Source organism: Corallococcus caeni (assembly GCF_036245865.1).
In the GTDB taxonomy this organism is placed as follows: Bacteria; Myxococcota; Myxococcia; order Myxococcales; family Myxococcaceae; genus Corallococcus; species Corallococcus caeni.
This window is the reverse complement of the sequence record NZ_BTTW01000004.1, coordinates 216,351-237,538: the sequence shown is the minus strand read 5'-3', so window position 1 is coordinate 237,538 and position 21,188 is coordinate 216,351. Positions and strand designations below refer to the sequence as shown.

16 protein-coding genes are annotated in these 21,188 nt (G+C 71.1%); 8 read left to right on the top strand and 8 right to left on the bottom strand.

The genetic code is table 11. From position 1 onward, the window contains the following. Positions 1–40: 40 nt before the first annotated feature. From AABA78_RS19240 to AABA78_RS19215, 6 genes are all read left to right on the top strand, one after another. Positions 41–250 (top strand): hypothetical protein, encoded by a 210-nt coding sequence (locus AABA78_RS19240; protein ID WP_171413259.1) that lies wholly within the window; start codon positions 41–43, stop codon positions 248–250. Positions 251–337: 87 nt separating this feature from the next. Continuing rightward, on the top strand, positions 338–1,894 hold the full coding sequence (locus tag AABA78_RS19235; RefSeq protein WP_338264511.1) for a hypothetical protein: 1,557 nt from the start codon (positions 338–340) through the stop codon (positions 1,892–1,894). 153 nt (positions 1,895–2,047) lie between these two features. Continuing rightward, positions 2,048–3,604: an ArnT family glycosyltransferase gene (locus tag AABA78_RS19230; RefSeq protein ID WP_338264510.1), complete on the top strand. Its 1,557-nt coding sequence runs from the start codon at positions 2,048–2,050 to the stop codon at positions 3,602–3,604. A gap of 57 nt (positions 3,605–3,661) precedes the next feature. After that, positions 3,662–4,150, top strand: coding sequence for an NUDIX hydrolase (locus AABA78_RS19225; RefSeq protein WP_171413256.1), 489 nt, complete (start codon positions 3,662–3,664; stop codon positions 4,148–4,150). Further along, on the top strand, positions 4,033–4,809 hold the full coding sequence (locus AABA78_RS19220) for a DUF2780 domain-containing protein (RefSeq protein WP_338264507.1): 777 nt from the start codon (positions 4,033–4,035) through the stop codon (positions 4,807–4,809). The genes AABA78_RS19225 and AABA78_RS19220 overlap by 118 nt, the downstream gene beginning before the upstream one ends. 353 nt (positions 4,810–5,162) lie before the next feature. Beyond that, positions 5,163–6,560, top strand: coding sequence for a hypothetical protein (locus AABA78_RS19215; protein WP_338264503.1), 1,398 nt, complete (start codon positions 5,163–5,165; stop codon positions 6,558–6,560). Between the two features lie 4 nt (positions 6,561–6,564). On the opposite strand, the gene AABA78_RS19210 is transcribed toward AABA78_RS19215, so the two are convergent. The 3 genes from AABA78_RS19210 to AABA78_RS19200 all read right to left on the bottom strand — a co-directional run bounded on the left by AABA78_RS19210 (position 6,565) and on the right by AABA78_RS19200 (position 11,529). Continuing rightward, complete coding sequence (locus AABA78_RS19210) at positions 6,565–7,710, bottom strand: acyl-CoA dehydrogenase family protein (RefSeq protein WP_338264501.1); 1,146 nt, start codon at positions 7,708–7,710, stop codon at positions 6,565–6,567. Positions 7,711–7,760: 50 nt separating this feature from the next. Then, complete coding sequence (locus AABA78_RS19205; RefSeq protein WP_338264499.1) at positions 7,761–10,601, bottom strand: carboxypeptidase regulatory-like domain-containing protein; 2,841 nt, start codon at positions 10,599–10,601, stop codon at positions 7,761–7,763. Positions 10,602–10,686: 85 nt separating this feature from the next. Beyond that, positions 10,687–11,529: a hypothetical protein gene (locus tag AABA78_RS19200; RefSeq protein WP_338264497.1), complete on the bottom strand. Its 843-nt coding sequence runs from the start codon at positions 11,527–11,529 to the stop codon at positions 10,687–10,689. 325 nt (positions 11,530–11,854) lie between these two features. Here AABA78_RS19200 and AABA78_RS19195 point away from each other — a divergent pair, with 325 nt between their 5' ends. After that, entirely contained in the window at positions 11,855–13,978 is a 2,124-nt protein-coding gene (locus AABA78_RS19195; protein ID WP_338264495.1) for an ATP-binding domain-containing protein, read from the top strand. Between the two features lie 11 nt (positions 13,979–13,989). On the opposite strand, the gene AABA78_RS19190 is transcribed toward AABA78_RS19195, so the two are convergent. Next, a complete protein-coding gene (locus AABA78_RS19190; protein WP_338264493.1) occupies positions 13,990–14,667 on the bottom strand; it encodes a hypothetical protein in 678 nt (225 codons plus the stop codon). 298 nt (positions 14,668–14,965) lie between these two features. Between AABA78_RS19190 and AABA78_RS19185 the strand changes: the two genes are divergently transcribed. Next, positions 14,966–16,252: a pectin acetylesterase-family hydrolase gene (locus tag AABA78_RS19185; protein WP_370469472.1), complete on the top strand. Its 1,287-nt coding sequence runs from the start codon at positions 14,966–14,968 to the stop codon at positions 16,250–16,252. An 83-nt stretch (positions 16,253–16,335) separates the two neighbouring features. Here the strand turns inward: AABA78_RS19185 and AABA78_RS19180 are convergent, their stop codons facing one another. From AABA78_RS19180 to AABA78_RS19165, 4 genes are all read right to left on the bottom strand, one after another. Next, positions 16,336–17,718: a DUF1552 domain-containing protein gene (locus AABA78_RS19180; RefSeq protein ID WP_338264489.1), complete on the bottom strand. Its 1,383-nt coding sequence runs from the start codon at positions 17,716–17,718 to the stop codon at positions 16,336–16,338. Positions 17,719–17,730: 12 nt separating this feature from the next. Beyond that, positions 17,731–19,353: a DUF1592 domain-containing protein gene (locus AABA78_RS19175; protein ID WP_338264487.1), complete on the bottom strand. Its 1,623-nt coding sequence runs from the start codon at positions 19,351–19,353 to the stop codon at positions 17,731–17,733. A gap of 197 nt (positions 19,354–19,550) precedes the next feature. Continuing rightward, positions 19,551–19,961 carry an SET domain-containing protein gene (locus AABA78_RS19170; RefSeq protein ID WP_171413246.1) on the bottom strand — a complete coding sequence of 137 codons (411 nt, stop codon included), beginning with the start codon at positions 19,959–19,961 and terminating at the stop codon, positions 19,551–19,553. A gap of 115 nt (positions 19,962–20,076) precedes the next feature. Then, entirely contained in the window at positions 20,077–21,111 is a 1,035-nt protein-coding gene (locus tag AABA78_RS19165; protein WP_338264484.1) for a lysylphosphatidylglycerol synthase transmembrane domain-containing protein, read from the bottom strand. Positions 21,112–21,188: the final 77 nt, after the last annotated feature.

The window sequence follows — 21,188 nt, the reverse complement described above, 5'->3', positions numbered from 1 at the left end:
TACGCTTCAACCCGAAACATCCTCACCGGGAGACACACACATGATGCCGACGTTGAAGAAGGCTGGCCGGGTGCTGTTCGCGATGGGCGCGGGCGCGTTCGTTTCGTTTGGCGCCACGTTGGCGCTGTCCACGCCCACGACCGCGGAAGCCTCGCAGGTGGAGTGCTACGCCGAGGAGTGCAACGCCAGCTGTGTGGCGAAGGGCTTCCGTCTGGGCAAGTGTTACAAGGCGGCCTGCACCTGCTTCTAGTGGCATCCCTGGTGGGGCCCGATGCGAGCGTGGCCGGGCCTCGCCGTCCTCCGTCCGTGTGAGAGGGGTGTGCTACGAGTCACACCCATGAATAGACACCTCGCACTCGTCCTCCTCCCTGTCTTCTCCGCGCTCGCTTGCGTTTCACCCGACATCGAGCCGGAAGGGGTTGGAGCACCTCCCCCTCGTGAGGTGGAACAATCCGCCACGACCCCGCTCCGGGCGAAGGCGCTGGGCCGCATGCGGAACGCGGCGACGTACTTCCATGACAACGTCGCGCGCCACGGCGGCTATGCGTGGCACCACAACGCCACCAACCTGAATGAACGCTGGGGTGACATCCAGCTCGACGCGGATCAGATCATGATCCAGTCGCCCGGCACCTCGGACGTGACGATTGCCTTTGTCGAAGCGGCGCTCGCGGACCCGGCGACTCCGGCGCTCAAGACCTACGCGCTGGACGCGGCGATGGCGCTGCGCCAGGGGCAGGTGAAGTCCGGAGGCTGGCGCCTCTACGCGGACTTCAAGCCGGCGCCGACCCTCCAGGCCTGCTACCTCAACACCACCGCGAACTGCTCCTGTGGCGGTTGCGCGACGTCGACGTACGACGACCAGGTCACCCAGAACGCGCTCATCGCGATGATGCGCACCGACCAGCTCCTCGGGTTCGCGAACACCGCCATCTCCGGCGCCTCCGCGTATGCCCGAGCTCGCGTGGAGACCTCGCAGTTCCCGACGAACGGCGGCTTTCCCCAGGTCTTCGCCGGCCCCGTCGCCGCGCGGCCCGCGCTCTCCGCGAGCTATCCGCCGTCCATCGGGACCTCGTGCGGTCTCGCCAATTGCTACGCCAATTCCTACACGAACGAGTACTGGGACGACCCGACGTTGAATGACAACCTCGCGTCCGCCTTCGTGGAGATGTTGTATTGGGCCCGGGAGGTCTATCCCTCTCAAGCCGCGACGTATCAGTCCATGCGCACCGCGTTCGGTGGCTTCCTTCGCCGTGCGCAGATGCCGCAGCCCCAGCCCGCCTGGGCGCAGCAGTATGACATCCAGATGCAGCCTCGCTGGGCGCGCAGCTGGGAGACTCCGGCGATCGCGGGCCAGGAGAGCCAGGACGTCATGTGGGCGCTCTTGCGCCTCTACCAGCTCGACCCGAGCGTGCCGGCGAACCGCGCCGCGGTCGGCACCGCGCTCGCGTATCTGGAGACGGTGGATTACGCCAATGACACACTCCTCTCCCGCTACATCGAGCTCGACGACACCGCACCGTCGAACATCGGCTTCTACACGGTGAAGCCCGGCGGCTACCCGGTCCGCTTCTCCACCGCGCCGCCGACCTACCAGAACTATGGCTGGGAGGGTCCGTCGCAGCTCGCCGCCATCCGCGCGGAGTACGACCGGCTGGCCACCGACACCACCGCGATGAAGCGCTCCTGCCAGCAGCTCCGCGCCGACACGGCGCAGGCTGTCGACACGGCCGTGAACAACGAGCGGTGGATCACCACGTACAGCCCGGCCGGTCCGCGCAGTGGTGCCACGCCGGGCGACTACCTGGACACGAGCACCTTCGTCCGCAACATGCGCACCCTGGCGGAGTTCGTCACGCGCACGACGACCGACTGCACCGCCTGGAACTACTGAGACGGCGCGGGCGGCGTCGCATCCACTCACGGTGTGACAAACCGCGTGTTTCATCGGGGGCTCACGTGTTTTTCGTGCACCCAGCCCTCGTGCGGCTCGCGTGAAACAGGGCGGGCCGCGTAGCATTCTCGCGCTTTGGACGGATTGACTTGGATGAGGGATGGTGGCAGGGCCCGGCGTTGGTGGCCCTGGGTGCTGGCGGCGGTCGCGGTGGGCGCTTGGGTGCTCCGGGCCTTGCCGTTCTTCCACCGCGCTGGAGCGCTCGGCTACGTCGTGAACTACGACGAGGGCGTCTACGCCGCGGCGTCCACGCTCTTGTGGAAGGGGCTGCTGCCCTACCGCGACTACCTCTTCGTGCACCCGCCGGGCGCGCTGCTGCTGGGCGCTCCGGCCGGGGCGCTGGGCGCCTTCGCGGACCCGGCCACGGGCTTCGCGCTGGCGCGCTGGCTGGCCACCGGGCTGGGCGCCGTCAGCACCGTCCTCGTGGGCAGGCTGGCGATGCGGGCCTGGGGACCGGTGGCGGGCGTCGTGGCCGCGCTGGCCTACGCGGCGCACCCGGAGGTCGTCACCATGGAGCGCGGGCCGTTCCTGGATCCGCTGCTCAACGTGTGCGGCCTGGGGCTCGCGAACCTCTGGCTCCTGCCTTCAGGGCGCGCTCCCCTGCCCCGCCGCGCGGGCCTCGCCGGGGTGCTGGCGGGCGCCATGACGTCGGTGAAGGTGCTGGGCGGCATCTGGGGCGCGGCGGCGCTCGTGGCCCGGGCGCCCGACCTCCGCTGGAGCCTGGCGCGGCGCTTCGTGCTGGCCGCTTCGCTCACGGTGCTGACGCTCGTGGGGCCCCTGGCCCTGATGGCTCCGGGCGCCTTCGCGCGGGACGTGCTGTGGTTCCAGTCCGCCCGGCCCGAGGACGGGGTCACGTCGCGCTGGGAGCGGCTCCTGGAGATGACCCACGAGCGGCGCCGCTACGCCCTGCTGCTCGCGGCGGTGGGCCTGTGCGTCGCGCTGTTCCGGGCCGTGCGGCGGAGCACCCGCGCGGAGGCCGCGCCCGAGCGCTTCGTCGCCACCGCGTACCTGCTCACCGTGGCCGCGTACCTGGCCGCGCACAGCTACTGGTCCAACTACAACGCGCTGCTCGCGGGGCCGGAGGCGCTGCTCGCGGGGCTGGGCGCGGCGGCGCTCGTGGGCTTCGCGGCCGCGCGGGCCCGGCCCGTGGGCGCGGTGGCCTTCGGGCTGGTGCTGCTGGGGCCGCTGTACTCCGTGCGGGAGGCGCTGCGCGGTTCGGAGATCCGCCCTCCGGAGCAGGTCCTCCAGGCCCGCTACGTCCGCGACCAGGTTCCGCCGGACGCGTCGCTGTGCGGCTTCGAGCCGGGCTGGGGGCTGCTGGCCGGAAGGCTGCCGCCGGTGCTCCCGGGACAGGCCGTGCCCGTGGACCCCTACGCGCTGATGCTCCAGGACGCGCTCACGTCCGGAGCCCGCTTCCCGGACGCTGCGGCGGCCTTCGCCAGCGCGGACTCGCAGACGCGCATGCTCGCGCTCCTGGGACAGTGTGACTTCGTGCTCCTGGGCGCTCGCGGCCAGTGGCAGCTGTCCTCCGACAGCCGCCAGTGGTTCGAGGCGCACTACACGCGCGGCGTGTCGCCGGACTCCCCCGCCGTGGAGCTGTGGCGCCGTCACGAGCCGCTGACCGGGGCCACGACCGGCGCGTCGCCGTAAGGAAGCCCCGGGGCACTCCGCTTGACGCCCCGTCCGAATCAGGGGACGAACCGGCCCATGCCCTACACCCCCATCGTCGCCACGCTGGGCTACGTGATGTCGCCGGACGGCCAGCAGGTGCTGCTCATCCACCGGAACGCGCGCCCGGACGACGCCCACTACGGCAAGTACAACGGCCTGGGCGGCAAGATGGACCGCGACGAGGACATCGCCGCGTGCATGCGCCGGGAGATCCGCGAGGAGGCCGGCATCGAGTGCACGCGCATGGTCCTGCGCGGCACCCTGTCCTGGCCCGGCTTCGGCAAGCACGGCGAGGACTGGCTGGGCTTCATCTTCCGCATCGACGCCTTCACGGGCACGCCCCTGGAGAAGAACCCCGAGGGCTCGCTGTCCTGGGTGCCCGTGTCCTCCATCCTGTCCCTGTCGCTGTGGGACGGGGACCGGCACTTCCTGCCGCTCGTGTTCGACGCGGACCCGCGCCCCTTCCACGGCGTCATGCCCTACGAGGGCGGCCGCGCGGTGAGCTGGTCCTTCACCCGACTGTAGGGCCCGCGCCGGCGTCCTGGGACCAACGCTCGCGGGCGCCCGTTCCGGTTTTCCAGCCAGCCCCCCGCCCTGACCGCTACAACCGGCGCCTCTCACTTTCGACACACGTGAAGGAGCGCGGCATGGACCTCATCGGACAGCTCTCGCAGCAGCTCGGGGTGGATGGCACGCAGGCACAGGGGCTCGCGGGTTCGCTCCTGAAGATGGTGCAGGGCACGGTGCAGGAGAAGGTCGGCCCGGACGCGGCCCGGCAGATGGACCAGGCCATCCCGGAGATGCAGGGCTGGCAGCAGCAGGCCCAGGCCCAGGCCCCCGCGGGCGGTGACGGCGGCGGCCTGATGGGCGCCCTGGGCGGCATGCTCGGCGGCGCGGGCGGTGGCGGCGGTGGCGGCCTGATGGGCGCCCTGGGCGGCGCGGCGGCCCACGCGGGCGAGATTGCCGGCGTGGTGGCCATCCTCCAGCGCTTCAACCTGGACGCGGGCAAGGCGACCCTGGTGGCGCCCCTGCTCCTCAACTTCCTCAAGTCCCGCCTGGACCCGGGCCTGGTGGGGAAGATCCTCGCCGTGGCCCCCATGCTCGCGGGCGCCTCCGGCGGCGGCAGCGGCCCCCAGGGCGGTGGCGGGCTGGGCGGGATGCTCGGCGGCATCCTGGGGAAATAGGACCGGGCCGGGCGGCCAACCCCCTGGGATTGCAGGGAGTTTCAGGAAACGCTGGACGGAAATGCAAAACAATTCCGTCCCCGGCGGCTTTAGGGGAACGGCGGGCTCCCACCCGCCCTGGAGCCCCGGTCATGACCTTCCTGTCCCGCATGCAGCCTTCGCCCGTCCCCGTCGCCCCCCGCCGGCCACCGGAGCTCCCGTCACAGGGACCCGCGCGTCCGGCGCAGCGGCCCGCTATCGGGCGTCCGGGAGATGGGTTCGAGGTGCGCGGCGGGCGCGCGGGTCCGGCCGGGGTGGGGGGACACGCGGCTCCGGCCGGAGCTGGAGGCCATGCGGCTCCGGCCGGAGGCCCGGTGGGAATCGCGGAGGGCGGCGCCGAAGCACTGGTGCAGCCGGAGGGCCTCGCCGCGGGCGGCGTGGGGGAAACCGCCGAGCCCCAGGGCGCGCTGACCCAACTGCTGCAGAGCGCTCGCGACAACGTGCCCGGCTTCACCTGGCTGGAGTCCAAGGTGGACGGGGCGCTCAAGGTGCTCGGCGGCGGGGCCGATGTGTCGGGCTCGAAGGCGGACCTCGAGTCCATGAAGCCGGGGGACAAGTACTCCACCTCCGGTGGCTTCGACGGCGGCTTCAAGGTGGGCCGCCTCCAGACGCGCGCCCAGATTGAAGTCAGCTGCGAGGAGGGCATGCGGACCGATGAGAAGGGCAACCGCGTGCCGGGGCCCAACTACCGGCTGAGCATGGACTCGGAGGTCCTGGGCGGCGTGGGCTTCGACAACGGGAAGATCGACGCCAAGCTGCTGGCCGGCGGCGGCGGCAAGGTGGAGTTCAAGTTCGAGACGCCCGATGAGGTGGTCCGCGCCAATCGCATCATGGACCGCCTGAAGACAGGCATGCAGTGCAACATCGCGGGCGCGGCCGACATGCCTCCGCCGGAGGACCTCGCGTGGCTGCGCGGGAAGATGGCCGCGGTGGAGCTCCGGGGCACGGGCGCCGCCCAGGTGGCCGCGGAGTTCCCCGTCCCGGCGGGACCGCTGGCGAACAGCGGGGACGTGAACGCCAAGCTCCGCTCGGACCGGACGGTCCGCATCGAGTTCCCCGAGGGCAAGCCCCCGGAGGTCGTCATCAAGGACTCCGCCCAGGTGGAGGTGGGCGGCGGCCTGGGCCGGAAGCTGGAGGCGAAGAAGACCCTCGTCGGGCCGGACCGGATGAAGCTCCCCCTGGAGGGCGGCGTGAAGGTGGGGGGCTCCATCAAGGGCGGCGGCAAGCTGGAGATTGAAACGCGCTACCCCCTGCCCTCCGGCGTGAGCGTGGACGACGTCATGAAGGATCCGAAGGGCACGCTCGGCCCCGCGATGAAGGAGATGGCGGCGAACCAGAAGAGCAAGGTCACGCTGGCGGTGGAGGGGAACGCCCTGGTCCAGGGCAACGGCAAGGGCACGTCGTACGAGGTCAGCATCGAGGCCAACCCCAGCACGCTCGTGAAGAACGGCACGTTCGACAAGCTGCTGGAGGGAGACGTGCCGGGCGCTTTCAAGACCGCCGGCCAGGACGCGACCGTGGAGTACAAGCAGACGACCTACACGCAGAAAGGCGTCTCCATGTCCCCCGGCTTCAAGGTCGGGCCGGTCAAGGTCGGCTGGGAGCTGGAGGTCGCGCGCCGCACGGTGGACGGGACGCCGACGGCGTGGAAGGGCAACGGCGCGGACGCGGCCCGGTGGATGGAGGAGACCTTCCAGCAGCAGGCCGCCTGAGCGGCTACAGCGCCATCGTCCCGGCGATGATCTCCTTCATCACCTCGGACGTGCCGCCGCCAATGGTGAGCATGCGCACGTCGCGCCACGCCCGCGCGACGTGTGACTCCTCCACGTAGCCCATGCCGCCCAGGAATTGCTGGCAGTCATAGGCCACGCGCTGGGCCAGCTCCGTGGTGAGGAGCTTGGCCATGGCGATCTCCTTCACCGGCTTCTGCTTGCGTTTGCGATTGAAGAGCTGCACCGCCTGATAGGTGAGCTGGCGCGCCGCCTCCACGCGGGTGGCGTGGTCCACGAAGGTGTGGCGCCACACCTGGAAGTCCAGCAGCCGCTTTCCAAACGCGTGACGTTCGCGGCCGTAGCGGATGGCCTCACGCAAGAGGTCGTCCATCACCGCCACCGTGTAGAGCGCCGTCACCAGGCGCTCCGCGTGGAAGCTGTTCATGATGTGGAAGAAGCCGTCGTTCTCCCGGCCCAGCACGTAGCGGGCGGGGATGCGGCAGTCCTCGAAGTAGAGGATGGCCATGTCCGACGAGCGGTGCCCCACCTTCTGGAGCTTCTTCGACACGGCGAAGCCCTTCACGTCCGTGGGCAGCGTCACCAGCGAGATGCCCGGCGCGCCCTCCCCTCCCGTGCGCACCGCCAGCACCAGGAAGTCCGCGCGGGCGCCGTTGGAGATCCACGTCTTGGCGCCCTGGATGACGTAGTCGTCGCCGTCCCTGCGCGCGGTGGTGCGCAGCCGGGCCAGGTCCGAGCCCGCGTCCGGTTCGCTCATCGCCAGCGCCGCGATGCGCTCGCCGGTGAGCGCGGGGGCGAGGAACTCGCGCTTCTGCTCGTCGGTGCCCAGCTCGTTGATGACCGGCGTGGCCATCTGCCCCTGCACCAGCAGCGACATCGCCACGCCGCCGTTGCGCGCCCGCGCCAGCTCCTCCGCGAACGCGGCCACGTACCAGTAGTCCAGCCCGCTGCCGCCGTACGCGGGGTCGTGGCTGATGCCGAAGAAGCCCAGCTCGCCGCAGCGGCGGAAGACGTCGCGAGGGAACTCGCCGGCCTGGTCCCACTCCAGCGCGTGCGGGGCCAGCTCCTTCTCCGCGAACTGACGCACGGTGCGGCGGAACGCCTCATGCTCCGGGGTGAAGCGCTCATCCATGGGGCCGGATGCTGTCAGGGCCCGCCCCGCGCTTTCAAGCCGCGCGGCGCTCAGCGTGCGCGGATGAACGTGAGGGACAGCGGCTGGCCGCTCCGGTGGAGGGCGAGCACCGCGGGGCTGCCCGGCGCGCCCAGCTCCCGCCGCCGCGCCTCGCCCGTGTCCAGCACCACCGCCCCGTCGATGGAGCGCACCACGTCCCCCACCTGGAGGCCCGCGACGTCCGCGCCCTCGGCGATGCCGCTGATGATGACCTCCCGTCCGCTCATGCCGAAGCTCAGGCCCAGCCGGCCCGGCTCCACGCGCTGGAGGCCCAGGCGCCAGTCGCCCAGCTCCTGCGTCTTCCCGGCGGCGAGCGTCACGCGCCGGTCCACCAGCTCCCGCCCCCGGCTCCACGCGGTGAGCCGGTGCGGGCCCGGGGCCAGGTCCTTCAACTCGAAGCGGCCGTCCGCGCCCGTCGTGGGGGACGCGATGCCGTCCGCGTCCACGTACGCGCCCGCCAGCGGCTCGTTCGTGCGCGCGTCCACCAGCCGTCCGGACACACCGCCGCCCGCGTCCACCACCACCTCCACGGCGGCCTCCGCGCCCGACGCGAGCGTCACGTCCACCTTGCCCGCGCGCCCGTCCGCCAGCGTGGCCGTGACGGTGACGAGCGTGGGGAAGACGTCGTCCACCTGAAAGGCGTCCCCGGAGAACTGGCGCTCCACGCGGGAGAGGAAGTCGTCCTCGCCGCGCGCGGCGGTGACGGTCAGCGAGAAGCCTCGCACCTCGCGGCCTCCCGCGGAGCGGACGGTGCCCCTCAGCCGGGCGGCGGGCTTCAACTGGAGCGTGAGCTCCTTCTGGGACGCGGACACACGCGCGACCTCGCCCTGCCGTCCTCCGTTCGTGGACCAGACGCGCCACGCGTCCGACCCCAGGCCGTCCAGCGCCAGCACCGCCTGTCCGGACGCGTCCGTCAGCTCCTCCGCCTGGATGTCCGTGCGGCCCGCCTCCGTGGCCATCACCGTCGCGTGGACGCCAGGCGCGCCGTTGGGCTCCAGCACCGTCACGCGGAGCGGCTTCTTCGGCTCGCCCACGACCAGGTCCACGTGGCGCCGGCCGCCCGCCTCCAGCGCCACCACCTGCTGCTGGTCGCCGTTCTGGAAGCGCAGCTCGGACAGCCACGCACCCAGCTGGTAGCGCCCCGCGCCCACGCGCATCGACCACGTTCCATCCGGCTTCGCGGGCACGTCGACGGACTCGAAGGCCGGGGCGTCCACCCGGTGCGCGGAGACCGTCACCGCCCCCGACGGCCGCCCTCCGTCCTCCTTGCGCACGGTCCCCTCCAGCACGCCCTCGCCCACGAGCTTCAGCCGCGCCGTCGCCGTCTTCCCCGCCTCCACGCGCACGGCCTGGCGCACCTCGTCCTCGCTGTTCGCGCGGCGTGCCACGACGTACACGGTGCCCTCCGGCACGTCCTCCAGCACGAAGCGTCCCTGCGCGTCTGTCATTGAAGGCAGCGCGTCCGGCAGGGGCCGCCACTTGAGTCGTGCCACCACCGTCACGCCGGGGAGCGGCGCCTCCGCGCCATCCACCACCGTGCCCTCGACGCGCCCCGGCACCGCGAGCTCCAGCACCAGGTCGAAGCGCTGCCCCGCGAGCACGCCCAGCCCCCTGCGCATGAGCGGCTGAAAGCCCGGAGCGCTCACCTGCACGTCGTAGGCCCCCGGCGCGAGCCCGCCCACCTCGAAGCGCCCGTCCTCCGCCGAGCGGGCCTGGAGCAGCTCCGCCCGGTCGCCATGCGCGCGTACGCCCACCGTGGCGCCGACAATCGCCTCACCCGAGTCCTTGCGCCGCACCACGCCCACGAGGGACGCCGCGCCGCCAAGGCGGATCCGCACGTCCTTCACCGTCATGCCCGGCCCCACGACGACCGCGCCCCCGGCCGCCCCGGTCTCCTGCGCGTGACGGGCCGTCACCTGGAACGACCCCGGCGGCACGTCCAGGGAGAAGCTGCCCGTGTCCCCGGCCTCCACCTCCACCGCGCCGTCCTCGCCCCAGGCGCTCACGCGTGCGCCCGGCGCGGGCGTTCCATCCGCGCGCGTGACGAAGCCCTCGATGAACGCGGAGCCGTCCAGCGCCACGCGCACGTCCGTCCCCGGGACGTGCACGCGCGCGATGCGGCGGGGTGCGTGGCCCGGGGCCCGCGCCTCCAGCTGGTATTCACCTCGCGCCAGCCCGTGGAACGCGAACGCCCCCCGTGCGTCGCTGAGCGCCTCGTGCCGCGCCTCCTCCGGCACCGACGGGCCCGTCTGGAGGAACACGGGGAGCGCGTCCTCGAAGCCGGTGTGCGGCGTGAGCGTCAGCTCCGCCATCGGGACCGGCGCACCGCCCGCGCGCTCCACCGTCAGGCCCGTCAAGGACACACCGGGTTCCAGCAGCAGCCGGACCGTGGACCGCGCCTCTCCACGCGGCCGCGTCACCTCCGCGCGCGCCAAGGCCAGCCCCTCCGCACGCGCGGTGACGAGATAGGGCCCGGGACGCGCGGGCAGCACGAGCGTCCCCTCGGCGTCCGTGCGGCCCTGCCCCGCCACGCGCCACGAAGGCAGCCGCGAGCCCGGGGCCGCCGGTCCCCGCAGGTACAGCGTCACCTCCGCGCCCGCGAGCGGCCCCGCCGCCGTGACCGTCTCCACGCGCAGCGCACCGTCCGCGTCCCGCATGGGTTGCTCCACGGGCGCGGTCGCCAATCCCCCCTCCTGCCGCGGGGCCCGCGCCTGGGCCGACGTGGGAGGCACGGGGTGCGCCACGGTCACGTCGCGCGCCGCCGCGACCGGCACGGAGGCGCGCTGCCAGAGGAAGACCCAGGCCAGCAGGAGCGCCAGCCCGGCCACGACGACGAACACCTTGCGAGACATGCACCCTCAGGGGAGGTGGGGAGTCGCGCCCCCAGACACCACCCCCGGTCCCCAGGTTCCAGGAAACGTCCCGCTCCTTCCGGCGCTACATGGGGAGCACGGCGAAGCGGATGCCCAGGGTGAACAGCGCGTGGAAGCCGTCATCCACGGGCGTGAGCCCCTGGTCGCGGCTGCCCACGCCGGTGATGTCCACCGTCTGCGTCCCGGTGCGCACCGTGTACTGGCCCACGGACGCGGTGATGATGGGCCCCACCGACAGGGCGCGCGTCACGCGCACGTCGCCGCCCAGCGAGAGCCGCGCGATGGTGGGCCCCCGGTCCGTGACGTGCGTGTCCACGTGCGCGGGGACGAACACACCCGGCGCGGCCTGCACCTGCGTGTCCCCCTCCACGTGGCTCTTGAGGATCTCCAGGCCCACGCCCAGGCCAATCCACGGGTCGAAGCTCGCGCCCGGCCGGATGTGGTAGCGGACCTCCGGCCCCACGCGCCACTGGTAGGTGGCGCAGTCGAAGCCCTCCGGGCACGAGAGGTCGTTTGTCTTGGTCAGCACCGGCTCCCAGCTGCCCCACACGCCCAGGTAGAACCGGGGCGCCACCCGGAAGCCCAGCTCCGCGATGATGGGGAAGGAGACCTTCGCGGAGTCGGTGATCTTCAGGTCCTCCAGGCCGCCGGACGGGGCCTGGCCGTTCGTGTAGACGTAGCCCAGGCCGAAGCCCACGTTGCCGCTCACCGCGAACTCCAGCCCCATGGGCCCCTCGGGCCGCATCGCCCCCGACATCTCCTGCTGGGTCGTCTTCGTGGTGGTGGTGGTGGTCGTTGTCTCCGACTCCGTCTGGGGCTCCGGCTCCTGCGCCCCCGCCGACGTGGCGATTCCCAACGAGGCGGTGAGCGACAGCATCCAGCGGAACGGCGCGTTCTTCGAGGTCATCCGGTGCATCCTCCGTGTTCGGGATGGAGACGGACGGAAGCAAGCCGCGCGGGCCGTTAGAAGCCACCCTCCCCCGGCGCGCGCCGCCATTCGACAGACACCCCGGGTTCGCGACCAGTCGCGGACATCTACCCCACCCCCTGGGGAGGCAACCTGGTGGGGTGGATGGGGAGCCGGTGCGGGAGCGCCCTGGAGCCCATGCGGGCGCGTCAACCGCGATCCTCACCTTAGCAAGACGGCCCGAAAATCCAACGGGTTGACCCAGCGGGGACCAGCGTTCACCTTGCACGGCCACCCACGCCCACGGGCGGAAAGGAAAGACATCATGGCCGGCCAGGAGCTGTCGCCCGAGGCGCTCGCGCTCATCGCCGAGGAAGAAGCCCTGCTGTCCCGCGTCCAGCAGGCGCTCTCCGAAGCGCGCCGCCAGGCCGCGGAGCGCACGCTGGACACCCAGGGGCTGATGGCCCAGCTGGCGGTGCTGCGCGACGACGCCACCACGGCGCACGCCGCGGACCTGCCGCACGTCTTCACCCAGATGAACGAGGTGCGCTCCATGCTGGAGCGGCAGGAGACCGTGCCGCTGCCGGACGCGAACGCGCCATACTTCGCGCACCTGCGGCTGTCCGGCCCCACGGGCGCGCGCGACTACCTGCTCGGCCGCACCAGCTTCGCCAACCTCGCCGCCGGGGTGCGCGTCATCGACTGGAGGTTCGCCCCCGTCGCGCGCGTCTTCTACAACTACGAGGAGGGCGACGCGTTCGAGGAGTATTTCGGCGACCGGCTCTCCGAGGGCGAGGTGGAGGCGCGCCGGCTGGTCATCATCGAGAAGGGCGTCCTCACCCGCATCAGCACCGGCCCGCACCTGCTCCAGCGCGACGCCCAGGGCCGCTGGCACTCGCGCGGGCGCGACGCGGCCTCCGTGCTCGCGGGCGGCAGCGGCACCGCCGCGCGGCCGGGCTTCCTGGGCGTGGGCCGGGGCGCCACGCACGTGGAGGACGCCTTCGGCGTGACGGCGCTCCTGGACGCGGAGCAGTACGCGGCCGTCAGCACCGGCCCGGAGCAGCCCCTGCTGGTGCTGGGCAGCGCGGGCAGCGGCAAGACGACGGTGGCGCTGCACCGGCTGGCCAAGGTCGTCTTCGACGACGCGAAGACCTTCCCGCAGGCGCGCACCAAGGTCGTCGTCCCGGAAGCGGGCCTGGCCCGGCTCACGCGCCGGCTGCTCGAGCCGCTGGGCCTGGGCAAGGTGTCCGTGGAGACGCTGGAGTCCTGGTCGCTGGCCACCGCGCGCTCCGCCTTCAGCCTGCCGGGCATCAAGCTCTCCCCGGAGACGCCCGCGCTCGTGACGCGCTTCAAGCGCCACCCCGCCCTGCGCCGCGCGCTGGCGGGCCGCGTGCCCGTGTTCAAGGGCAAGGCCCTGCCGCCCACGCTGGACCGGCTGCGCCTCAAGCTGGCGGACGCGTACCTGGACCGCGCCTTCCTGGAGGCCGTGGTGGCGGACGCGAAGGGCGAGTTGCCGCGCACCGTGGTGGCGGAGGTGCTGGAGCACACGAAGCAGCAGACCGCCACGCCGCTGGCGCGCCAGTACAAGGGCTACGACGCGGACAGCCTCGTCACCGTGGACGGGCGCGCCATCGAAGCGGACACGCCCGACGCGCTCGCGGGCACGGTGGACGCGGACGACCTGCCCATCCTCATGTTCCTCAAGGCGCAGCGGGGCGCGCTGGGCGCGGAGCGGCTGGCGCACGTGGTGCTGGACGAGGCGGAGGACTTCTCCCTCTTCGAGCTCTTCGTCGTCAGCCAGCTGCTCGGCGACAGCCGCAGCTGCACGCTCGCGGGGGACGAGGTGCAACAGACGACGGCGGGCTTCGCCGGCTGGGACGCGGCCCTGGAGGAGCTGGGCATCCGCGACGCGGCCACTTGCCGGCTCCAGGTGTCCTACCGCTGCCCGCGCCCGGTGGTGGAATTGGCGCAGCACGTGCTGGGCACCCAGTCCCCGGCCAACGCCGCCAGGGCCGGCCGCGAGGGCGCACCGGTGGGCTTCCACCACTTCCCCGACGAGGCCCAGGCGTGGCTCTTCCTGGGGGACGCCCTGCGCGACCTGGTGCTGCGCGAGCCGCACGCGTCCGTGGGCGTCATCGCCAGCAGCCGCGAGGCCGCCCAGTCCTTCCACCGCGTCATCAAGGAGATGCCCTGGGCGCGGCTGGTGCTGGAGGGGGACTTCTCCTTCGAGCCCGGCGTGGACGTGACGGACGTGGACAACGTGAAGGGCCTGGAGTTCGACTACGTCGTCCTGCCGGACGTCACCGCGCGCGCCTACCCCGCGGACGACGAGGCCCGCCGCAGGCTGCACGTCGCCGTCACCCGCTCCTCCCACCAGCTGTGGGTGGCCTCCTCCGCCGTGCGCTCGCCGCTCATCCGGACCTTCCCCGGCGCGGACGGCTCAGCGTAGGGGCGGACGGCTCAGGGCTGACGGCCGCCGCCCGTCCGCCACTCCTTCTGCCGCTGGGCGTGGGCCTCCCGGCGCGCCAGCGCGTCCGACTCCTGGCGCGGGAGCTCCGCCAGCCGCGTGCGGTGCATGTTCACGCTCAACTCCAAGAGGCCCCGGTGCTCCGAGGGCAGCTTGTCGCCGTAGTCCTGGAGCACCGTGGTGGCGAAGGCGATGGCGTCCTCGGACACCTGGCGGCGGTGCTCGTAGTACTGGTGCACCTCCTCCTCCGTGGCCTCGTTGGCCAGCACCTTGCCGTAGAGCGCGTTCCACTTCGCCTTCACCGCGTCGCGGCGGCGCAGCTCCTCCGGGTCCTTCGTGGGCACATCATTCTCCCAGTACAGGTTGCCCGGCAGCTTCGCGCGCAGCGCCTCCAGGTCCACCGGGTAGGGGCCGGCCTCCTCCTCCGGCGCCGCCTGCACCTGGGCCGTCGCCGCGCCCACCAGGTCCAGCCCGCCGTCCTTCGCGCGGGGCACCGCGGGCGTGGACGCGAACACCGGCGGAGGCGGCGCGGAGGCCTGGGCCGCGGGGGGCGCCACGGCCGGAGCGCCGTCCTCCGGCGCCTGTCCGCCAAAGACAAGCCACGCCCCCACCGCCAGGACCAGGACTCCCGCAGTGCCCAGGGGCAGCTTCCATCGCGCGTGCGTGCTCATGCCAAGGCCATACCGCGCGGCCCGCGGCCGCCGCAACCCACGTCAGGCGGCGCCATCGACGCGCTGCGCAATTGATACATTTAAGACATGGCATTGCGCGTCATTTCTCAACCCCTGACTGACGCGAAGCGGCAATCGCAGTCTTCTTCCACGGAATGCTGCACCCAACCTGGAATTCACTATTTTCACCGGTAGCGAAGTTTCCCTGCTTCCGGCTGATAACCAAAAACGTATCATTCGCGGCCGCAACCCCATTCACTCCCCCTTTGGAGGAAGCCGCATGAGAAGTCTTCTCTGGATGAGCCTTCTGGCCCTCACTGCCCCCGTGGGCGCCGCGCGCGCCGAGGTGCTGGTGGAAGGCATCGTCGACGTCCTGGTGGACGGCGGAAACAACTACGCCTGGGAGAAGGTGACGCTGCCCGGCACGAAGTGCGGCAACGGTTCGCAATACAAGTTCTTCGTGCACCGCACGGGTTCGCCCAACCTGCTGTTCATGATGGAAGGTGGCGGCGCGTGCTGGGACTACGATTCCTGTAGCGGCCGCCTGGGCATCCTGGGCGCGGCGAACCCCAACGGCATCTCCGACGACTACATGACGCAGTTCACGGCCAAGTACGTGTCGCCCATCGTCAACGGGGCGGACCCGGGCCTGCCCTTCCGCGACCGCAAGGACATCGTCACGAAGGGCTGGAACATCGTCTACATGCCGTACTGCACGGGCGACGTGCACATCGGCAACAACGCCAAGACGTACGTGGACACCACCGGCGGCCAGGCGCCGCTGACCTGGTACCACTCCGGCTATACCAACACGATTGCCGCGGCGAACTACGCCAAGCAGCAGTTCCCCAGCGTGCAGAAGCTGCTCGTCACGGGCTACAGCGCGGGCGGCACGTCCACCTCCGCCGGCTACTACTTCATCCGCAAGGCCATCAACCCGGCCAAGGGGTACATGATCAACGACTCCGGCCCCATCTTCATGGCGCCGAACGCGAACTCCCTGTCGCGCCCGCTGCACGACAAGATCCGCTCGTCGTGGAACCTGGACTCCGTGTTCAGCCTGCTGCCGGCCAGCTTCAGCATCAGCGACATGGGCACCATCAACCGCATGGTGGCCACGGAGTTCCCGAACGATCAGCTCGCGTACACGGGCTACACGATGGACTACAACTACTCGCGCTATTCGTATGAGCGCTTCAAGACGCCCAACGACGAGGCGTCCGTCCACGCGTACTGGAAGGTGGACCAGGACGCGTTCGTGAACGAGCTGAAGAAGTACAACAACTTCAGCTACTTCATCCCGCACCAGCGCGACATCAACGCCAGCCACTGCAGCACCATCATCACCTTCGTGGGCGCGCACGCCTGCCAGCGGATGGAGAAGAAGTACTGGTACGAGTACGTCTCCAGCCCGTGGCAGTCCTGGGCCTGCCACAGCGAGTTCGTCCCCATGGACGTCTTCCTGGACCGCTTCATCAACGGCAACCAGCGCGTGCGCATCTACGAGCCGGCCAACAACTACAACAAGGAAGACGCGGGCATGAGCATCCTCGCGCCCCTCATCAACGGCGCGCTCGGCGGGTAGTCCCCTCCGTGTCGTCCCTGAAATGAAAACGGGAGCGGGCCCCTGGGGTCCGCTCCCGTTGTCTTTTCAAGCCCGGGTGGAGCTCAGGTGAGGCCGGGCAGCGTGCCCGTGTAGTCCGGGTGGCCGAAGCGATCCACGTTCACGCCGAAGGCCTGGGCAATGGAGGTGAGCAGCTTGTTGTGCTCCACCGCGCCCGGCAGCGGGCTGCCCGGGCCGGGCCACGAGCCCAGCGGGTCCTTGCCGGGGCGCAGGGACAGCATGCGGCCCATGCGGAACTTCCCGCCCGCGCCGCCCGCCAGCACCGTGGGGATGGACACGTTCATGTGGCCGGCGGCGTCCCCCAGCTCGTTCCCCCACAGGATGAGGGTGTTGTCGAGCACCGTGCCGCTGCCCTCCGGGATGGCCTTCAGGCTGTCCATGAGGCGCGCCACCTGTTCGGCGTACCACCGCTGCACCTGCACCATGCGCAGGCGGATCTGGGTGCGCGCCGGCTCGCCCTGCGTGTCCGTGCGGTGGGCGATGTCGTTGTGGATGTCCTCGTCGATGCCAATCCACGGCATGGACGGCCCGGGGATGGTCATGGTCACCACGCGCGTCAAATCACACGCGAACGCGCGGGCGATGAGGTCCATGTGCAGCTCGGTGAGGCCGGGCATGTTGTTGATGTCGCCCAGGTCGCTCAGCGCGTCGGAGGGCGCGTCCGGCCGGGCGCAGTTGAGCGCCCCGGTGTTGGTGAGGCGCCGCTCGATGTCGCGCAGCGCCGCCAGGTGCGTGTCCAGCTTGGTGCCCTCCGTGGCCGCCAGCCGGGACTTCAGCCGGGTGGCGTCCTTGATGAGGTAGTCCAAGAGGCTCTTGCGCTTGGACAGGATGGCCTGCGCCTCCGCGGGAGAGCCGCCCAGGCTGCCGAAGAGGCGCTTGTAGACGTTGGCGGGGTTCAGCTCGAACGGCACGCGCGAGCCGTTCTCCGTGAAGGAGATGCTGTTGTAGACGTGCTGGGCGCCGAACTGCTCGAAGGCGTGCAGCTGCAGCGAGCGGAACTGGGTGGCGCCGCCCACCGCGTTGCCAATCACCTGGTCCAGGGACGGGCCGGACGGCAGCTCGTCACCGCTGGACACCTCCACCTCGCTGCCGGTGAGGAAGGTGACGGGGCCGCCCTCGTGGCCGGTGCGGCCGTGCTCGTAGAGGACGCGGTAGTCCAGGCCGTCCAGCACCAGCAGCTTGTCGCGGTGGCGCTGGAGCGGCTGGAGGACGGAGTTCTCGAAGTCGATGTTGAAGCCCGTGTCACTGCCCTTGGGCGTCCAGTACTCCGGCAGGAAGCCATGGGGGGTGAACAGGGCGATGAAGCGCAGGGGGGCGGCGTCGGCCGCTTCGGCCACGGAGCTGGTGAGCAGGTGCGCGAAGGGCGCCGCCATGGCCGTGCCGGACAGGAGCTTCAGGAGGCTGCGTCGGGAGAAGTCGCGGGGCATGGAAGTCAAAGCTCAACGGGTGGGCAGACGCCGCTGCGTGAAGGAAGCCGAGCGCACCAGGCTGACCAGCGCTTCGGTGATTTTCAGGTGGTCCGTGCGGTAGGGGCCCGAACGCATGGCGGCGAGCAGCTCCGCGTCCGACGCGTGCTGGTCACGCCCCATGGCGTAGCGCACGAACTGGAGCGGCACGCAGTTGGCCAGCTCCTCGCTCTTCGTCAGGTAGCGCGCCAGCTGCGCGCCGCCGGTGAAGCTGCCCAGGTTGGTGGTGCCGTCCGCGGCCATCACCGCGCCGCTGGCGTCCACCCGCTTGCCGTTCTCCTCCGTGCGGTGCTGGCCCAGGCCGTCGAAGTCCTCCATGCCGAAGCCCATGGGGTCGATGATCTTGTGGCAGCCGGCGCAGTTCGGGTTGTTGGTGTGCGCCGCGAAGCGCTCGCGGGTGGTGGCGTTCTCCGACAGGGCCGGGGGGATGGTGGACACGTTCGCCGGCGGCGCGGGCACCGTGCGGCACAGCATGCGCGTGAGCACGAACTTGCCGCGCTTGATGGGCGAGGACGAGTCGAAGTGGGCGTACGTGGACATCACGCCCGCCTGGGTGAGGATGCCCTGGCGCTCCGGGGGCAGCGTCACGCGGCCCAGGCCGGTGTCGTCGTCCACGTTGGTGCGCTCCAGGCCGCCGTAGAAGTTCGCCAGCGTCTCGTCCACGAAGGAGTAGTTGGCGCCCAGCAGCTCCTCCACGGAGCCCGCGTGGTCCTTCACCACGGAGTCGATGAACGCGTCGCGCTCGCGGACCATGGAGTCGCGGAAGTCCACGCTGTAGTCCGGGTACACGAGGTTGTTCTTGTTCACCTTGGCCAGGCCGCCCAGCCCCAGCCACTCGATGAAGAACTGGCGCAGCTTCAGCTGCGCGGCCGGCGTCTTGAGCAGCCGGCGCGCCTGCGCCTCGCGCTCGTCGGGGGACGACAGCGTGCCGGCCTTGGCGGCGGACAGCAGCGTGGCGTCCGGCGGACCGCCGGTGATCATGAAGGACAGCTCGGAGGCGACCTCGTAGGGGGTCAGCTCCACGACCTGGCCCTTGCGCGCGGTGTCCGGGCCCAGCTCCGTGCGGTACAGGAACGACGCGGAGGAGAAGAGGGCCTGGAGCACCAGCTCCGCGCCCGTCTCCATGGTCCCGCCCTGCTTGCCCTGGTTGAAGAGGGCCAGGAGGTCCGTCTCCTCCTCCGCCGTCACCGGCCGGCGGAAGGCGCGCTCTCCCACGCGCTGGATGAAGGACCGCGCGCACTCATCCTGCGTCCTGCCGGAGGGGCACGCGTAGAAGTCACTCAGCTGTGACTTGCCCTGCTCCGCCAGCGTCACCGCGGCGGTGTCGATCTGATCCGCCAAGAGCGACGTCACCTGCAGCCGCTCGTGGGTGGAGAAGCCGAGGATGGTGTCCTCGGCCGCGAAGCCCTGGGCGACGTCGACGGGCGTGCCCAGCACCGCGGAGGCGGACTTGTTGTACTCGTCGCGCGTCAGCCGGCGCACGCGCGCGGGCGCCGCCGCGCTTTCAGGTGCCGCGTCCTGCCCACCGATGTTGCCGGTGCAGGCCGCGGCGGACAGCACGAGAGCGGAGGACAGGTAGAAACGACGCAATGGCATGATGTCTGGCATTCCTCGCACCCGCGCGGCCTGACAGAAGACCGGCGCACAGGCGGACGGCATTGTACTGGTTGCCCCCCACGCGCACAGAGGGGATTTCATTTCCCGGCATTTCAAACTGCCCCGACGAAGAAGCCGTCCTCACGGAGCAGGAAGTGCGAACGCACCTGTCAGGTGCGCACACGGTGCGGAGCGACTCAGGGCGGGACCTCCTCACCCCGCGCCTTCCACCAGTTCTCCCCGTAGCTGATGAAGATCTGCTCCCCGGGGTGGATGTCCCGCAGTGCGTGATAACGGAACACATCGCGGTCCTCGGCTCGGCTATAGGACGCGTTGGGGTCGCTCGCGTGATTGTAGATCATCCCGTAGCCCATCACGAGCGCGACCCAGTCACCCTTGCGAGGCTCCTCGTGGCGGTGCCAGCGGATCTCGAAAACATAGTCGTCGAGTGGTTCGCCCCGGCACTGGCGCTGCGGGACCTTGAGGTAGTGACACTCCTCGATGAGCTCTCCCGCCGCGATGAAGTCGTCGGTGAAGACGCCCATCCCCCACTCGCACGGCCGCACCTTCACGCCGGGATGGAGGAACAGCGCCGGGCCCAGGTTCATGGGTGCTTCTTCTCCGATACCGGTGTCGTCCACGCGGAGCGAACCATCGCGCAAGACGGGCGGCGACGGGAAGCTTCGGTGATGCGCTACGGCCTTCCTCGACTTTCCGGTGCTGTCAGCCTGCCTGCCCTCCGGGCGCGGGGCTGCGGAAGGTGTGGCGCAGCAGGTACAGGCCGGGGAGCAGGGGCAGCCACAGGGTGAAGCCGCGCAGCAGCAGGGTGCCCGCGAGCGCGGCCTCCACCGGGACGCCGAAGAGGTTGAGCATGCCCACGGACGCGGCCTCGTAGGTGCCCACGCCGCCGGGGATGATGGACACCGTCTCCGCCATGGAGGCCACCATGAAGCTGACGAACACGGTGCTCAGCGGGACGTCCTGCCCCATCGCGCGCAACATGGCGCCCAGCGTGGCCGCGTCCAGCACGTAGACGCCCAGTTGAAGGACGACGCCGCGCGCGAGCAGGCCGGGGTTGAGCAGCATGCCGGGCGGCACCTCCGCGATGGCCTTGAGCATGGCGCCCAGCGCCGGGATGCGCCGGGCGAAGCGGCCCGGCGTCCACTCGCGGTGCCGCGTGGCCCAGAGGATGGCCAGGGGGATGATGAGCGCCACCACGCCGAAGGCGGTGACGAGCCATTGGATCCACTCGTTCAGCTCGGACCTGCGCCAGAGCAAGAAGAGGCTCACGCCCACGCCCAGCGCCTGCGCGACGTAGAAGCACAGCACCGTGAGCAGCACCGCGCCCGCGGCGGTCCCGGGGCTGGCGCCCTTGCGGCGCAGCCCGCGTCCGACGAGCAGCGACCCGCCCACCCCGCCGGTGGGAATCACCTGGTCGAACGCGAGCTTCATCAGCGACAGCCGCGCCAGCGACCAGAGCGACGTCTTGACTCGCGCCCGGTGCAGGACCACCCACCAGATGCCGGACACGCACAGGTAGGTGCCCACCTGGCACGCGGCGGCCACCAGCAGCCACGCGGGCCGGGCCTCCCGCACCAGCTCCAGGAAGTGCTGCTCCTCCGAGTGCCGCGTGAGGATGAACGCCAGGAGCGCGACGAGCATCAACACCCCTGGAATCCACCAGCCCCGCCGGCGCTTCGCTGGCACCTCCAGCGGCTCCTCCAGCGTGGGGATGGGTTCGGCGCGCGTGCCCTCCATGCGTCTCCTTCCACGGAATGGGATGGCTTCGGGAAGGATGCGCTTCACCGCCCCATGGGGCAGGTGGCGGAGCACGC

Excerpts from the sequence above, each read along its gene's own strand:
- AABA78_RS19240 (WP_171413259.1), top strand. The coding sequence starts at position 41 with ATGATGCCGACGTTGAAGAAGGCTGGCCGGGTGCTGTTCGCGATGGGC.
- AABA78_RS19235 (WP_338264511.1), top strand. The coding sequence starts at position 338 with ATGAATAGACACCTCGCACTCGTCCTCCTCCCTGTCTTCTCCGCGCTC.
- AABA78_RS19230 (WP_338264510.1), top strand. The coding sequence starts at position 2,048 with ATGAGGGATGGTGGCAGGGCCCGGCGTTGGTGGCCCTGGGTGCTGGCG.
- AABA78_RS19225 (WP_171413256.1), top strand. The coding sequence starts at position 3,662 with ATGCCCTACACCCCCATCGTCGCCACGCTGGGCTACGTGATGTCGCCG.
- AABA78_RS19210 (WP_338264501.1), bottom strand. The coding sequence starts at position 7,710 with ATGGATGAGCGCTTCACCCCGGAGCATGAGGCGTTCCGCCGCACCGTG.
- AABA78_RS19205 (WP_338264499.1), bottom strand. The coding sequence starts at position 10,601 with ATGTCTCGCAAGGTGTTCGTCGTCGTGGCCGGGCTGGCGCTCCTGCTG.
- AABA78_RS19200 (WP_338264497.1), bottom strand. The coding sequence starts at position 11,529 with ATGACCTCGAAGAACGCGCCGTTCCGCTGGATGCTGTCGCTCACCGCC.
- AABA78_RS19195 (WP_338264495.1), top strand. The coding sequence starts at position 11,855 with ATGGCCGGCCAGGAGCTGTCGCCCGAGGCGCTCGCGCTCATCGCCGAG.
- AABA78_RS19190 (WP_338264493.1), bottom strand. The coding sequence starts at position 14,667 with ATGAGCACGCACGCGCGATGGAAGCTGCCCCTGGGCACTGCGGGAGTC.
- AABA78_RS19185 (WP_370469472.1), top strand. The coding sequence starts at position 14,966 with ATGAGCCTTCTGGCCCTCACTGCCCCCGTGGGCGCCGCGCGCGCCGAG.
- AABA78_RS19180 (WP_338264489.1), bottom strand. The coding sequence starts at position 17,718 with ATGCCCCGCGACTTCTCCCGACGCAGCCTCCTGAAGCTCCTGTCCGGC.
- AABA78_RS19175 (WP_338264487.1), bottom strand. The coding sequence starts at position 19,353 with ATGCCATTGCGTCGTTTCTACCTGTCCTCCGCTCTCGTGCTGTCCGCC.
- AABA78_RS19170 (WP_171413246.1), bottom strand. The coding sequence starts at position 19,961 with ATGAACCTGGGCCCGGCGCTGTTCCTCCATCCCGGCGTGAAGGTGCGG.
- AABA78_RS19165 (WP_338264484.1), bottom strand. The coding sequence starts at position 21,111 with ATGGAGGGCACGCGCGCCGAACCCATCCCCACGCTGGAGGAGCCGCTG.